The 14,481-nt window shown below is 69.9% G+C and carries 15 protein-coding genes and 1 pseudogene; 14 read left to right on the plus strand and 2 right to left on the minus strand.

Annotated elements, in window-relative coordinates; translation table 11 throughout:
* From ACILQS_RS11980 to ACILQS_RS12030, 11 genes and pseudogenes are all read left to right on the plus strand, one after another.
* A pseudogene (locus ACILQS_RS11980) lies at positions 1–253 on the plus strand (heat-inducible transcriptional repressor HrcA); the annotation flags it as partial.
* Entirely contained in the window at positions 250–1,353 is a 1,104-nt protein-coding gene (dnaJ, locus tag ACILQS_RS11985) for a molecular chaperone DnaJ (protein WP_395640358.1), read from the plus strand. The pseudogene ACILQS_RS11980 and the gene dnaJ, both read left to right, overlap by 4 nt.
* A gap of 184 nt (positions 1,354–1,537) precedes the next feature.
* Positions 1,538–2,260: a 16S rRNA (uracil(1498)-N(3))-methyltransferase gene (locus ACILQS_RS11990; RefSeq protein ID WP_395640359.1), complete on the plus strand. Its 723-nt coding sequence runs from the start codon at positions 1,538–1,540 to the stop codon at positions 2,258–2,260.
* The gene (locus ACILQS_RS11995; protein ID WP_395640360.1) at positions 2,254–2,940 is read left to right on the plus strand and encodes a phosphotransferase; all 687 of its coding nucleotides are present in this window, start codon (positions 2,254–2,256) and stop codon (positions 2,938–2,940) included. The genes ACILQS_RS11990 and ACILQS_RS11995 overlap by 7 nt, the downstream gene beginning before the upstream one ends.
* A 10-nt stretch (positions 2,941–2,950) precedes the next feature.
* Positions 2,951–3,292, plus strand: coding sequence for a histidine triad nucleotide-binding protein (locus tag ACILQS_RS12000; protein WP_395640361.1), 342 nt, complete (start codon positions 2,951–2,953; stop codon positions 3,290–3,292).
* A gap of 56 nt (positions 3,293–3,348) precedes the next feature.
* On the plus strand, positions 3,349–4,389 hold the full coding sequence (locus ACILQS_RS12005; protein WP_395640372.1) for a PhoH family protein: 1,041 nt from the start codon (positions 3,349–3,351) through the stop codon (positions 4,387–4,389).
* A complete protein-coding gene (gene ybeY, locus ACILQS_RS12010; protein WP_395640362.1) occupies positions 4,386–4,847 on the plus strand; it encodes an rRNA maturation RNase YbeY in 462 nt (153 codons plus the stop codon). The genes ACILQS_RS12005 and ybeY overlap by 4 nt, the downstream gene beginning before the upstream one ends.
* A gap of 8 nt (positions 4,848–4,855) precedes the next feature.
* A complete protein-coding gene (locus tag ACILQS_RS12015; protein ID WP_395640363.1) occupies positions 4,856–6,160 on the plus strand; it encodes a hemolysin family protein in 1,305 nt (434 codons plus the stop codon).
* Positions 6,157–7,053 (plus strand): GTPase Era, encoded by an 897-nt coding sequence (gene era, locus ACILQS_RS12020; RefSeq protein ID WP_395640364.1) that lies wholly within the window; start codon positions 6,157–6,159, stop codon positions 7,051–7,053. The genes ACILQS_RS12015 and era overlap by 4 nt, the downstream gene beginning before the upstream one ends.
* Positions 7,054–7,127: 74 nt before the next feature.
* Positions 7,128–8,348 carry a sensor histidine kinase gene (locus ACILQS_RS12025; protein ID WP_395640365.1) on the plus strand — a complete coding sequence of 407 codons (1,221 nt, stop codon included), beginning with the start codon at positions 7,128–7,130 and terminating at the stop codon, positions 8,346–8,348.
* Positions 8,345–9,007: a response regulator gene (locus ACILQS_RS12030; protein ID WP_395640366.1), complete on the plus strand. Its 663-nt coding sequence runs from the start codon at positions 8,345–8,347 to the stop codon at positions 9,005–9,007. The genes ACILQS_RS12025 and ACILQS_RS12030 overlap by 4 nt, the downstream gene beginning before the upstream one ends.
* Before the next feature lie 76 nt (positions 9,008–9,083).
* Here ACILQS_RS12030 and ACILQS_RS12035 read toward each other — a convergent pair whose 3' ends face one another.
* Positions 9,084–9,719, minus strand: coding sequence for a hypothetical protein (locus tag ACILQS_RS12035; RefSeq protein ID WP_395640367.1), 636 nt, complete (start codon positions 9,717–9,719; stop codon positions 9,084–9,086).
* Between the two features lie 149 nt (positions 9,720–9,868).
* Here ACILQS_RS12035 and ACILQS_RS12040 point away from each other — a divergent pair, with 149 nt between their 5' ends.
* Both ACILQS_RS12040 and ACILQS_RS12045 read left to right on the plus strand, forming a co-directional pair.
* Entirely contained in the window at positions 9,869–10,615 is a 747-nt protein-coding gene (locus ACILQS_RS12040) for an ABC transporter ATP-binding protein (RefSeq protein WP_395640368.1), read from the plus strand.
* On the plus strand, positions 10,612–12,000 hold the full coding sequence (locus ACILQS_RS12045; RefSeq protein ID WP_395640369.1) for an ABC transporter permease: 1,389 nt from the start codon (positions 10,612–10,614) through the stop codon (positions 11,998–12,000). Before ACILQS_RS12040 ends, ACILQS_RS12045 begins: the two co-directional genes overlap by 4 nt.
* A gap of 76 nt (positions 12,001–12,076) precedes the next feature.
* On the opposite strand, the gene ACILQS_RS12050 is transcribed toward ACILQS_RS12045, so the two are convergent.
* Positions 12,077–12,814 (minus strand): hypothetical protein, encoded by a 738-nt coding sequence (locus tag ACILQS_RS12050; protein ID WP_395640370.1) that lies wholly within the window; start codon positions 12,812–12,814, stop codon positions 12,077–12,079.
* A gap of 201 nt (positions 12,815–13,015) precedes the next feature.
* On the opposite strand from ACILQS_RS12050, the gene leuA reads away from it, so the two are divergent.
* The coding region (gene leuA, locus ACILQS_RS12055) for a 2-isopropylmalate synthase (protein ID WP_395640371.1) at positions 13,016–14,481 on the plus strand (1,466 nt) is incomplete at its 3' end.

Raw genomic sequence — 14,481 nt, forward strand, 5'->3', positions numbered from 1 at the left:
CACGATGCTGAAGCTGTTCGGGGAGATGGCGATCGATATCGACGCGGTGAGCACGAGCATCGGTCGCGAGCACGAGACCCCGGGTCTCGGCGAGACGAGCGTGGTGGCGACCGGGTATTCGGCCGCCGGCGGCGGGCTGGCGCACCTCGGGGTGCTCGGTCCGACCCGCATGGACTATTCGAACAACATGGCAGCCGTCCGCGCGGTGGCGCGGTACCTGACGCGGCTGCTCGGTGAGGAAGATCGCGGTTGAGCGACCATTACGGAGTCCTCGGAGTCGACAAGAACGCGTCGCCCGAGGAGATCAAGAAGGCGTACCGCCGGTTGGCGCGCGAACTGCACCCGGACGTGAACCCGAGTGCTGAGGCGGCCGAGCGGTTCAAGTCGGTGACGCACGCCTACGACGTGCTGAGCGACCCCGACCAGCGCGAGCGCTACGACCTGGGCCCGCAGCCGGGCTTCGGCGGCGCGGGCGGGGGCGGTTTCGGGTTCGGCGACATCTTCGAGACGTTCTTCGGTGCCGCGCAGCAGAGCCGGGGTCCGCGGTCCCGACGCGAGCGCGGGCAGGACTCGCTGCTGCGCCTCGAGATCGCCCTCGACGAGGTCGTCTTCGGCGTGCACCGTGACGTGGACGTCGACACGGCCGTCACCTGCGAGACCTGCGCGGGGTCGTGCTGCGCCCCCGGAACCTCACCCGTCACCTGCGACATCTGCCGCGGCACCGGGCAGATCCAGCGCGCCGTGCGCTCGCTGCTGGGCAACGTCATGACCTCGAGCCCGTGCGGCACCTGCCGCGGCTACGGCACCGTCATCCCGAACCCCTGCCCGACCTGCGCCGGTCAGGGGCGCGTGCGGGCCAAGCGCACCCTGTCGCTCGACATCCCCGCGGGCGTCGAGACGGGAACGCGCCTGCATCTCCCCGGTCAGGGCGAGTCCGGCCCGGCGGGCGGCCCGAACGGCGACGTCTACCTCGAGGTCAAGGTCAAGCACCACGACGTCTTCAGCCGCAACGGCGACGACCTGCTCGCGACGCTCGAAGTGCAGATGACGGATGCCGTGCTCGGCACGCAGGTGAACCTCGCGTCGCTCGACGGCGACGTCGCGATCGAGATCAAGCCGGGCACGCAGAGCGCCGACGTCGTGACGATCAAGGATCGCGGCATCACCCACCTCCGGGGCCAGGGTCGGGGAGATCTGAAAGTCGGCATCCACGTCGTCACGCCGGTGCGGCTCAACTCCAAGGAGCAGAAGCTCATGCAGGAGTTCGCGGCCTCCCGCCGACCGGTTCCGCCGGAGTTCTCGACCTTCCAGCAGGGCCTCTTCGCGAAGCTGCGCGACCGCTTCCTCGGCTGACCGCTCACCCGCGGGTTGAGTGCTGCCGTAGGCGGTGTATCGAAACCGCGAGGTTCCGCGGGTTGAGTGCCGCCGGAGGCGGTGTATCGAAACCCACGTCCGGGTTGCTCGGGGGGCGGTCTCGATACACCGCGCTGCGCGCGGCACTCGACCCGCGGGGAGGCGGGGTCGGTAGCGTCGTCACATGGCCTCTCTGTATCTCTCGCCCTCCCTCGGGGATGCCGTGGCCGGCTCCGTCGTGACGCTCGGCGGCGACGAGGGGCGGCACGCGATCACGGTCGCCCGGGTGCGCGTCGGGGAGACGCTATCGATCTCCGACGGCGCGGGTCTCGTGGTGACGGGTCCCGTGGCTTCGATCGAGGGGAACACGCTGACGCTGACCGTCGAGGCGGCGAACCGGCATCCCGCGCCCGCGCCCGAGCTGTGGCTCGCCCAGGCGCTCGCGAAGGGCGACCGCGACGAGCTGGCGATCCAGGCGGCGACCGAGCTCGGCGCGACCGGGGTGATCCCGTGGGCGGCGGAGCGGTCGATCACCCGCTGGGAGGGCGCGAAGGTCGAGAAGGGCCGGGAGCGCTGGGCGTCGATCGTGCGCGAGGCGACGAAGCAGTCGATCCGCCCGTGGGTGCCAGTCGTGGACGCGATCGCGACCACGGCATCCCTCACGAAGCTGCCGGGGCTCGTGCTCGTGCTCGAGCCGACCGCAGCGGAACGGCTCACCGAGGTCGACCTGGATGCCGAGCGCATCACGCTTGTCGTCGGACCCGAGGGCGGGGTGTCGCCGCGTGAACTCGACACCCTCGCGGTCGCGGGCGCCCGGGCGGTGCGTCTCGGGCCCGAGGTGCTGCGCACCTCGACGGCCGGTCCGGCGGCGCTCGCCGTGCTCAACGCGAAGCTGGGCCGGTGGTAGCCGGCCCGCCGACCGGACCGGTCGAGGTGCCGCCGCTCGTGCACGCCTTCGCCGAGCGCATCGACGACGTCGTCTGGGCGAACGAGATCGGCGGGTACACGTTCGTCGCCGGCGATCGGTTCCTCAAGTGGAACCCACGCGGCAGCGGCGTCGACCTCGAGGATGAACGGGTGCGGCTGCACTGGGCGCGCACGATCGGACATCCTGTGCCCCCGGTGCTCGACCTCGGGCGCGACGACGACGGGCAGGTGCTGGTCACACGGAGTCTCCCGGGCACGGGTGCCGTGACGGGGGAGTGGCTCGACCGGCCGCGGGATGCCGTGCGCGCGATCGCGGCGGGGCTGCGCGCCCTGCACGACAAAGTGCCTGCGGCCGCGTGCCCGTTCCGCACTGCGTGGATCCCCGCCGATGCGCCGCGTCCCGACGACGGGGCGGTCGTCCTGCACGGCGACGCCTGCGCGCCGAACACGATCATCGGGCCCGACGGCCGGTTCGCCGGGCACGTCGACCTCGGCTCGATCGGCGTCGGCGACCGCTGGGCCGACCTCGCGGTCGCGAGCATGAGCCTCGACGGGAACTACGGCGAGGGGTGGCAGGACGAGTTCTTTCACGCTTACGGCGTAATCCCCGATGCCGAACGCATCCACTACTACCGGACCGCCTGGGATGCGGCCCCGTAAACTGAGGGACATGGCAGAGCCGAGCGTGTTCGAACGCATCGTCGCGGGGGAGATCCCGTCGACGAAGGTGTTCGAGAACGAGCGGGTGCTCGGCATCCGGGACATCGCGCCGAAGGCGCCCGTGCACCTGCTGCTCTTCCCGAAGACGGGGGAGTACGCGAACGTCGCCGAACTCGCCGCGGGCGACCCCGCGCTGCTCGCCGACATCGTCGCGATCGCGCAGCAGCTCGCCGACGAGCACTGCGGCGGGCAGTACCGGCTCGTCTTCAACACCGGAGCGGATGCCGGCCAAACCGTGTTCCACGTGCACGCCCACGTTCTCGGCGGCGGCCTGACGGAGGCCTCCCTGTGACCGAACCCGACCCCGCTGCGCCCCAGCGGGCGGAGCTCGAGGTCGACGGCGTCGCGATGGTCCGTCTGCTCGGTCCGCAGGATCGGCTGCTGTCGACGATCGAGAAACGCTTTCCCGAGGTGACCGTGCTCGTGCGCGGCAACCACGTGACCCTCGACGGACCCGAGAACGAGGTACGGGCCGCCGAGCGGCTCGTGCAGGAACTGGTGGCGATGGTGAAGAACGGCGTCGACCTCGGCCCGTCCGATGTGACGGCCGGGGCTCGCATCCTCGAGCGCGGCGAGGGCAGCCCGGCCGACGTGCTGTCGCAGGCGATCCTCACCAGCCGCGGCAAGAGCATCCGACCCAAGACGCTCGGTCAGAAGGCCTACGTCGACGCGATCGACCACAACACGATCGTCTTCGGCATCGGCCCTGCCGGCACCGGCAAGACCTACCTGGCGATGGCGAAGGCCGTGCAGGCGCTGCAACGCAAAGAGGTCGAGCGCATCATCCTGAGCCGCCCGGCGATCGAGGCCGGGGAGCGCCTCGGCTTCCTGCCCGGCACCCTCAACGACAAGATCGACCCCTACCTGCGGCCGCTCTACGACGCGCTCAACGAGATGATGGACCCCGAGCTGGTGCCGAAGCTGCTCGCCTCCGGCACCGTCGAAGTCGCCCCGCTGGCGTACATGCGCGGTCGCACGCTCAACAACGCGTTCGTCGTGCTCGACGAGGCGCAGAACACCACGCCCGAGCAGATGAAGATGTTCCTCACCCGCCTCGGCTTCGGCACCCGCATGGTCGTCACCGGCGACATCACCCAGGTCGACCTGCCCGCCGGGGCGTCGGGGCTGCAACTGGTGTCGAAGATCCTCGGCGACATGGACGACATCCATTTCGCGCGCCTCACGAGCGAGGATGTCGTGCGCCACTCGCTCGTCGGAAAGATCGTCGACCGCTACACCGCGTATGACGCGCAGCAGCAGGCCCGGCGCTTCGAGCGCGAGCAGAACCCCGTCGTCAACCCCGACGGCGTCAACCGAGCCGAGCGTCGCGGGCAGGTTCCGCAGGACCGCAAGCAGCCCGGCCCCGAGAAGCCGAGGCGCCGCCGGTGAGCATCGAGATCAACAACGAATCCGGCATCGAGGTCGACGAGTCGGCCCTCCAGCGCCTCGCGACCTTTGCGCTCGACCACCTCTACGTGCACCCGGATGCCGAGCTGGCGATTCTGCTCGTCGACGAGGCCGCGATGGAGCAGCTCCACGTGCAGTGGATGGACGAGCCCGGACCGACCGACGTGCTCTCCTTCCCGATGGACGAACTGCGGCCCGGCAACGAGGACGAGATCACCCCGCCGGGACTGCTCGGCGACCTCGTGGTCTGCCCGCAGGTCGCCGTTGCTCAGGCGCAGGAAGCCGGCCACAGCCCGTCCGACGAGATGCAGCTGCTCACGGCGCACGGCATCCTGCACCTGCTCGGCTACGACCACGCCGAGCCGGAGGAGGAGCGCGAGATGTTCGACATCCAGCGCGAGATCCTCGTCGGGTTCACGCTCTCCGAACGAAAACGATAGGACCCCAGATGATCGGCGTCTTCGTCGCGATCGCCGTGCTGCTCGTCGCCTTCGGCGGCCTGCTCGCCGCCGCTGACGCCGCGCTCAGCACCCTCAGCCGGATCGACCTCGCCGACCTCGCGGCGCACAGCCGGTTCAAGAAGTCGCTGCTCGCGATCGCCGCCGACGCCGGCCCCCACGTCACGGCCCTCAACTTCATGCGCGTGCTGTCGGAGACGACCGCCGCGGTGCTCGTGACTCTCGCGTTCGCGATCGTGCTGACCGACTGGTGGTGGGTGCTGCTCGCCGCCGGCGCGGTGATGACCGCGACCACGTTCGTGCTCGTCGGATCGAGCCCGCGGTCGGTCGGGCGAGCACACGCGCGCCCGATCCTCGCCTTCGCCGCTCCGATCGTGCGTTTCCTGCGCCTGCTGCTCGGTCCGCTCGCGGTCGGCCTCGTCCGGCTCGGCAACCGGGTCACTCCGGGTCGGCCGCCGGTCGTGACGTTCTCCAGCGAGGAGCAACTGCTGAGCATGGTCGACGAGGCCGTCGAGGCCGACGTGCTCGAGCAGGACGACCGCGAACTCATCCACTCGATCTTCGAATGGGGCGACACCGTCGTGCGTGAGGTGATGGTGCCGCGCACCGATATGGACACCCTCGACGGCGACGACACCCTCGACGTCGCGATGCGCGAGTTCCTGCGCACGGGGCATTCGCGCATGCCGGTCGTCGGCAAGGACGCCGATGAGGTGTTCGGCGTGCTCTATCTGCGCGACGTCGCCCGGCTCTCGTTCGAGCAGCCGCTGGATGCCGCCAACCTGACCGCGCGCGATCTGGCTCGCGAGCCCGAGTTCGTCCCCGAGTCGAAGAAGGCCGACGACACCCTTCGGCAGATGCAGTTGAAGAGCATCCACGTCGCCCTCGTCGTCGACGAGTACGGCGGTATCGCGGGCCTCGTCACTCTCGAAGACCTCATCGAGGAGCTCGTCGGCGACATCTCCGACGAGTACGACCGCGAGACCCCGGATGTCGCCCACCTCGGCGGCGGCGTCTTCCGGGTGAGTGCGCGCCTGCCGCTCGACGAGCTCGGCGACCTGTTCGGCATCGAACTCGAAGACGACGAGGTCGACTCGGCCGGCGGACTGCTGAGCAAGTCTCTGGGCCGTCTGCCCGACCCCGGCTCGACGGTCGAGGTGTCGGGACTCAAACTGCGCGCCGAGCGCATCGAAGGCCGGCGCAAGATCCTGCGCACGATCGTCGTCGAAGCCGATCAGCCCCTCCTCGAGGCGAAGGCCGCGTTCGATTCGCAGCAGAAGGAGAGCGCCGGATGACCGCCCCCCACCGGTCCGGGTTCGTGTCGTTCGTCGGGCGGCCCAACGTCGGCAAGTCCACGCTGACGAACGCGCTCGTCGGCGAGAAGGTCGCGATCACCTCGTCGAAACCGCAGACCACGCGCCGCGCCATCCGCGGGATCGTGCACGGCGCCGACGGCCAGCTGATCATCGTCGATACCCCGGGCATCCACCGTCCCCGCACGCTGCTCGGCCAGCGGCTCAACGACGTCGTCACCGCGACCCTCGGCGACGTCGACGTCATCGGGATGTGCATCCCGGCGAACGAGCGGATCGGCCCCGGCGACCGCTTCATCAACGAGTCGCTCGACAGCTTCCCGCGGGCGAAGAAGGTCGCGATCGTCACCAAGATCGACGCCACCTCCCGGCCGGCGGTCGCGCAGCAGTTGCTCGCCGTGAGCGAGCTGCGGGACTGGGAGGCGATCGTGCCGGTCTCGTCGACCAGCCGCATCCAGCTCGACGTGTTGCTCACCCAGCTCGTCGCGATGCTGCCGGTCTCGCCGTCGCTCTACCCCGACCTCGACCAGCGCACCGACGAGACGCTCGAAGCCCGCGTCTCGGAACTCATCCGCGAGGCCGTGCTCGAAGGCGTGAGCGACGAACTGCCGCACTCGCTCGCCGTCACGATCGACGACATGGTCGAGCGCGACGACAAGGATCTGGTCGAGATCTACGCCAACCTCTGGGTCGAGCGCGACAGCCAGAAGGGCATCGTCATCGGCCACGGCGGTGAACGACTTCAGGATGTCGGCGCCCGCGCCCGCGCCCAGATCGAGCCGCTCGTGGGCAAGCAGGTGTTCCTGTCGCTGCGGGTGAAGGTCGCGAAGGAGTGGCAGCGCGACCCCAAGCAGCTCGGGCGCCTCGGCTTCTGACCCCTGCTTCGGGATGACCGAGGATCACTCCGGCGGCTGATGCCCGGTGCCGGGCCGCGCCGTACCGTGGAGGCATGACCGAGCAGGAACTACTCGAACGCGTCGGCGGATGGTTCTCGAAAGAGAATCTCGGCCGGGCGCTCGTGTTCGTCCGGGAGCATCGCACGGTGATCGAGATCGTCGTCGCGTCGGTGTTCTTCGTGCTCGCCTTTCCCGACCTCGCCAACCGCGGCGGCCTCCTCGGGGTCTTCGCCCTCGTGATGTTTGCCACGGCGCTCGCGCTCTACCGCATGGCTCCGCTCGCCGCTCTGGCTCTCGCGGCGATCGCGACCGTCGGCGTGCTCGGCTCGTCCTATCTCTGGTACGGCGGCAACTACCTCGTCTTCGCGCCGCTGTTCGCGGTGTTCTTCGGCACGGCGGCGTACGGCAGGCTGGCGACCCGCTGGCTGGGCCTGGTCGGCACGCTCTTCGCGGCCATCGGCATCGTCGGCGTCGCCGGTCTGCTGAGCGGCGTGCTTCCCTTCCTCCTGCTCGAAGCCACCTTCGCGCTCGCCTGGGTGGCGGGGATGCTCGTGCGGGTCAACGGCCAGCGCCGGAGCGCCGAGACCGGAGAGATCCAGGCCACCGTGAAGCTCGGCGAGGCGAAGCAGGTCGTCTCCCTCGAGCAGGAGCGCAACCGGGTCGCCCGGGACGTGCACGACATCGTCGCCCACTCGCTCGCCGTCGTGATCGCGCAGGCCGACGGCGCCCGCTACGGCGCGAAGAACGTGCCCGCCCCCGTCGTCGAGGCGCTGGAGAACATCGCGACGACGGCGCGCGGCGCGTTGACCGACGTGCGGGTGCTGCTCGGCGAGCTGCGCCACAACCAGGAGGCGGGCCCGCAGCCGGGGATGAACGACCTCGATGCGCTCGTGCGCGGCTTCCGCGACTCCGGTCTCGAGGTCGAGTGGAACAGCTACGGCTCCGCCGTCGAGCTCGTCGGCACGCCCGCCCTGGCGGTCTACCGGATCGTGCAGGAGGGTCTCACCAACGCCCTCCGTCACGGCGACCGCGGGAAGCCCGTGGAGCTCGTCTTCGACTGGGGCAGCACCTCACTCGCCGTCATCGTGACGAACGGCATCCCGCGTGGCACCGCGGTGCCCGCGAACACGGTGGGGCACGGCATCCCGGGAATGCGCGAGCGCGCGACCCTCGCGGGCGGCGAACTCGAGGCGAGTGACGGCACCAACGGCCGGTTCCGGGTACGGGCGACGATCCCGTTCACGCGGGAGCCCGCGGCTCCGGTCTCGGCATGACGCCGAAGAAGATCCGGGTGGCTCTGGTCGACGACCAACCGCTCTTCCGTGGGGGCCTCCGCATGCTGATCGACTCGCAGGACGACCTCGAGGTCGTCGGCGAGGCGGGCGACGGCGTCGAAGCCCGGTCGATGGTTCTGACGAGCACGCCCGACGTGGTGCTCATGGACATCCGCATGCCCGTCGCCGACGGCATCCAGGCGACCGAGTGGATCGTGAAGGATGCCGGAAGCGCGGCCCCGCGGGTGCTGGTACTCACGACCTTCGACCTCGACGAGAACGCCGCGAAAGCGATCCGCGCGGGCGCGAGCGGGTTCGTGCTCAAGGACGCGGAACCGGAGTTCCTGCTCGCCGCGATCCGCACGGTGCACGCCGGCACGGCCGTCATCGCCCCGGCGGCGACGACGGAACTGTTCCAGCATTTCGGGGAGCGCGCGCCGCAGGCCGGCGATCCCGACGAACACCTGGCCGGTCTGAGCGCGCGGGAGCGGGAGATCTTCCTCCTCGCCGCCCGGGGCCTCAGCAACTCCGAGATCGCGAAGGCCGAGTTCGTCAGCGAGGCGACCGTGAAGACCCACATCTCGCGGGTACTCGCCAAGCTCGCCCTGCGCGACCGCGTGCAGCTCGTCGTCTTCGCGTTCGAACGCCGACTGGTCTGAGGCCACACACCGGCTGTTTGCCCGAAATGGCCCCTTGCGCGAGCGCGAAGGGGCCATTTCGGGCGAACAGCAAGGATTACGGCACGTCGCGGAACGCCGACTGCACGACGACGACATCCGGACCGTAGATCTCGTCGAGGTACGCCTGGATGGTGCCGTCGTCGTAGAGGACCGTCGCCCAGAGGTATCCGTTCTCGGGGAACGACTGCAGCACGGTGACCTCAGTCCAGGCGGCGAGCTCCTCCTGCACGCGCAGCAGCAGTTCCTCCGAGTTGTCGCCGGCGTTGGCCGGGTCGGCGCGCGGGTCGGGTTCGGGGCGGATGGGGTCGTACAAGGCGAGCGGAATCACCATCTCACCCCGCGTGAACGCCTCGCCGTCCCAGGTGCCGGAGACCGCGTAGCTGCCCCAGGTGACGCCGCTCGCGGACTCCCACATCCCGTCGTCGGGCCACTCCCAGCCGACCAGTTCGGGGCCGGAGCACTGGGGAGGGTAGGACTCCATGATCGCGCCGAGGCAGAACTGCGCCTCCTCGCCGTCCTTCTGCAGGACCGTGCCCTGCCCGACGACGACTCCGGAGGCCGCGATCGGGTTCGGCTGGCCCCCGCCGGGCACGACATCTCCACCGGCTCCGGGATCGGCCGGGGTGGCGCAGGCAGCGAGGAGCAGGACGGCGGGAACGGCCGCGAGCATCAGGGCGCGGGGGACTCTCATGCGTCAAGTCTCGCCACGGTGCGACCCCGTCACCAGCCAACGTTTCGCACGCGTCGGGCGTCAGGTGGAGGCCGTGGTCATCCGCTCGTCGCACCCGCGTCATCCCGCAGCCCGACGCCGCGCGGTCAGCGGATTCGTAGCGTCGAGACATGACCGAAAATCTGGCCGCCCGCGTGCGGACCCTGACCAAGACCTACGGCAGCCGATCCGCCGAAGTGCAGGCACTGCGCGACGTCGACCTCGATATCCGCCGCGGGGAGTTCACCGCGATCATGGGGCCGTCGGGCTCCGGCAAGTCGACCCTCATGCACATCATGGCCGGGCTCGACGCGCCCACCTCGGGCGAGGTCTGGCTGGGCCAAGCCGAGATCGGTCGGATGCCGGACGCCCAGCTCACGCTCGTGCGACGTCGTCGCGTCGGCTTCGTCTTCCAGTCGTTCAACCTCGTGCCGACCCTCGATGTGCGCGGCAACCTGCTGCTGCCGTTCGAACTCGACGGCCGCCGCCCCGACGTGCAGGAGGCCGCGCGACTGGAGTCGCTCATCGACTCGCTCGGACTGCGTGACCGCCTCACGCACCGGCCGCACCAACTCTCGGGCGGCCAGCAGCAGCGGGTCGCGATCGCCCGCGCGCTCGTCACGACGCCCGAGGTCGTCTTCGCCGACGAGCCGACCGGCAACCTCGACTCGAAGACCGGCCGCGACGTGCTCGGGCTGCTGCGGGATGCCGCCACCCGCCACGGTCAGACGATCGTGATGGTGACGCACGATCCGATCGCGGCGAGCCACGCCGACCGGGTCGTCGTGCTCGGTGACGGTCGCATCGTCGCGGATCGCCCGCGGTCGAGCGCGGGGGAGATCTCGGCGTTCATGCTGTCGCTCGAGGTGCCGTCATGACCGCCCTGAAGGGACACGGCGCGAGCATCCTCGTCGCCGCGCTCGGCTCGGCGTTCGGCGTCGCGCTGCTGCAGATCACGGGAGCGCTCACCGCGGTCATCGAGCAGGACGACGTCACCGGTTCGAGCACCACGGTCGCGCTCATGCTGCGGGTGCTCGCGTTCGTGTTCATCGTGATCTCCGTGTACGTGGCCGCCGTCGTCACCGCGAACACCTTCTCGACGATCGTCGCGGGTCGGGTGCGCAGCATCGCGCTGCTGCGCCTGCTGGGGTCGTCGGCGCGGAGGGAACGCGGCCGGATCTCCTGGGAAGGACTCGTCGTCGGCATCCTCGGGTCCTTCGTCGGCGGGCTCGTCGGAACCGGGGTCGCCGTCGCGACCGAGCGCATCGCGGTCGCCGCCGACGCCATCCCCGACGCGGGCTACACGTTCACCGACCCGGTGATCCTGATCCCCGTCGTCGGCGTCGTGCTCACCACCTGGGCGGCGTCCTGGGTCGGCTCGCGACGGGTCACGACGGTCACGCCGCTCGAGGCGCTCGGCCGCAGCGAAGAGCTGAGCCGCGAGGAGACCCTCAACCGCTCCGGCCGCAACCGCACCGCGCTCGTGCTCGTCATCGTCGGGTTCGCGCTGCTCGGGTTGGGGGTCGTCGCCGGTCTCGTGAACCCGGCCGCCATCCTCATCGGACTGGTCGGCGGCATCCTCTCGTTCACCGGGATCGTGCTCGGCGCGGATGTCGTCATGCCCCCCGTGCTGCGCCTCGCGGGTCGGCTGTCGGGACGGAGCGCGCCGGCGCGGCTCGCGGCGGAAAACGCCGTCCGGCATCCGCAACGCAGCTCCCGCGCGACGATCGGGCTCGTCATCGGGGTCACCCTCGTGACGATGTTCGCCGTGGCGATGGCCGGCTTCGAGACCTCCATCCGGGTCGCGCAGTCCCAGAACCCCGACGTCTACCAGGGCGTCGATCCGGTGCTGACCGCGACGACCGCCGTCTTCTCGGTGCTCGTCGGGTTCAGCGGGCTCATCGCCGCGGTCGGGCTCGTCAACAACCTGTCGCTCAGCGTGCTGCAGCGCCGCCGCGAACTCGGTCTGCTGCGCGCCCTCGGGTTCACGGTGGCGCAGGTGCGCCGCATGGTGCTCGCCGAGAGCGCGCAGCTGACGTTCTCCGCCGTCGTGCTCGGACTCCTGCTCGGTGCCTTCTACGGCTGGGCCGGGGCGCAGTCCCTGCTCGGAACGGCGACCGAGGGGATCGTGATCCCCGGGATGCCGTGGGTCGCGATCGGCGCCGTCGTGCTGGCGGGGGCGGCGATCACCGCGATCGCGTCCTGGGCTCCGGCACGATCCGCGGTGCGGGTCTCGCCCGTCGAGGCGCTCGCCGTCGACTGAGCCGGTCGAAACGACTGAGCCGGTCGAAACGAGAGCGGGGCGCCCGGAATCCCGGACGCCCCGCCTCGTCGGTGGATCAGTTCTTGTCGGCCCCGGCCGCGCGGCCGATCGACGTGTCGAACGATCCGGTGATCGCCGAGTACACGGTGTTCACGTCGTAGGCGGAGGTGATCTGACCGCGGACGAAGACGACCTGCGTGCCGTCGAGGCTCGCGGCGGTGATCGCGAAGCCGACGGTGCCGTCGATTCCGCACTCCTCGTAGAGCGACTCGTACCCGACGAAGAACCCGTCGTCGTACCGCTGCGCGTCGGCGGTCATCGTGCCGCACTCCGCGTAGGCAGCCGAGACGCTCTCCAGCAGGCCGAGCAGCTGGGCGTCGAGGGTGGCCTCGTCGACGCCGCTGATCGACGTCGCCCCGACCTCGACTCCGGCGACGCTCCAGCTCTCGAGATAGCCGTCGAGGTCTTCCGCGGCGGCCACGAACGCCCAGTCCTGGCCGGCGTCGGTCGTGAAGCCTTCGCCGGTGACATCCGACCAGTCTTCGGGAACGGCGACCTTCACGACGCCGAGGTCGTCGTACACCGAGACGAAGCCGTCCTCCGACGGGGCGCTGGTCTCGACCGGGATGCTGGTCTCGATCGGAACCGGGGTGTCGCCGCCGATCGAACCGAAGTCGGGTTCCGGCTTCGGGGTCTCGGTGACGACGGGGACGGGGGGTGCGAAGCAGCCGCTGAGCAGCAGAGCGGAGCCGAGCACCGCGGCGCCGAGCGCCGTGCGGAGCAGAGGAGTGGAACGGGACACGGTTGCCTCCATGATCCAAGGGAAGCTCGGATGCATTCCCCGCATCCGAACGCCTCACTGTAGTGGGCGGCACCCGCGTCGGTGGTAACGTTATTCCGTGCGTTTCGGCCTCCTCCTTCTTAGCCGCCGCGACGAGGTCTAACTCTTAGCCTCCCTCGTCGCGGAGTTTCGTCGTCGGCTGATCACGACAAGCGACTTGAAGGAAGCACCACCATGAAGAACACGCAGCAGCCCTCCGGGATGCCGATCCACCGGTACCGCCCGTACGCGACGCAGTTCGCGACCGACCTGCCCGACCGCACCTGGCCGGCGAAGACGATCGATACGGCCCCCATCTGGTGCGCCGTCGACCTCCGCGACGGCAACCAGGCGCTCATCGACCCGATGAGCCCCGAGCGCAAGCGCATCATGTTCGACCTGCTCGTGAAGATGGGCTACAAGCAGATCGAGGTCGGTTTCCCGTCGGCGAGCCAGACCGACTTCGACTTCGTGCGGCAGCTCATCGAAGAAGACCTCATCCCCGACGACGTCACCATCCAGGTGCTCACGCAGGCGCGCGAGGAGCTGATCAAGCGCACCTACGAGTCGATCCAGGGTGCGAAGCAGGCGATCGTGCACCTCTACAACTCGACGAGCGTGCTGCAGCGCGACGTCGTGTTCCGCAGCGACAAGGAGGGCATCAAGGAGATCGCGCTCCAGGGCGCCCGCTGGTGCACGCAGTACGAAGCCACGGTGCCCGGCACGCAGGTGTACTACGAGTATTCGCCGGAGAGCTACACCGGCACCGAGCTCGAATACGCGCTCGAGGTCTGCAACGCCGTGATCGAGCACTTCCAGCCGACGCCGGACCGCAAGATCATCATCAACCTGCCGGCGACCGTCGAGATGGCGACGCCGAACGTGTACGCCGACTCGATCGAATGGATGTCGCGCAACCTCGCCCGCCGCGACAGCGTGCTGCTGTCGCTGCACCCGCACAACGACCGCGGCACCGCCGTCGCGGCCGCGGAACTCGGCTACCAGGCCGGCGCCGACCGCATCGAGGGGTGCCTGTTCGGCAACGGCGAGCGCACCGGCAACGTCGACCTCGTCGCTCTCGGCATCAACCTGTTCACGCAGGGCATCGACCCGCAGATCGACTTCAGCGACCTCGACGAGATCCGCCGCACCGCCGAGTACTGCAACCAGTTGCGCGTGCCCGAGCGCTCGCCGTGGGCGGGCGACCTCGTCTACACCGCCTTCTCGGGATCGCACCAGGACGCGATCAAGAAGGGCTTCGAGGCGATGGATGCCGAGGCCGCCCGGCAGGGCAAGCCGGTCTCCGAGATCGAATGGGCGGTGCCCTACCTCCCGGTCGACCCGAAGGACCTGGGTCGTGGCTACGAGGCCGTCGTGCGGGTCAACTCGCAGTCCGGCAAGGGCGGCGTCGCCTACCTGCTCAAGGCCGACCGGTCGCTCGACCTGCCGCGCCGGCTGCAGATCGAGTTCAGCGGCGTCGTGCAGGCCAAGACCGACTCCGAGGGCGGCGAGGTGACGAGCGAGCAGATCTGGGAGATCTTCCAGGACGAGTACCTGCCCGCGCCCGCCGAGGACGCCAAGTGGGGTCGCTACGAGCTGCTCGGAACGCGCACCGCGAGCGACATGGACGGCGAGGTCTCGCTCGAGGTCAAGCTGCGCGT

It is taken from the genome of Pseudolysinimonas sp., assembly GCF_044239695.1.
Classification (GTDB): domain Bacteria; phylum Actinomycetota; class Actinomycetes; order Actinomycetales; family Microbacteriaceae; genus Pseudolysinimonas_A.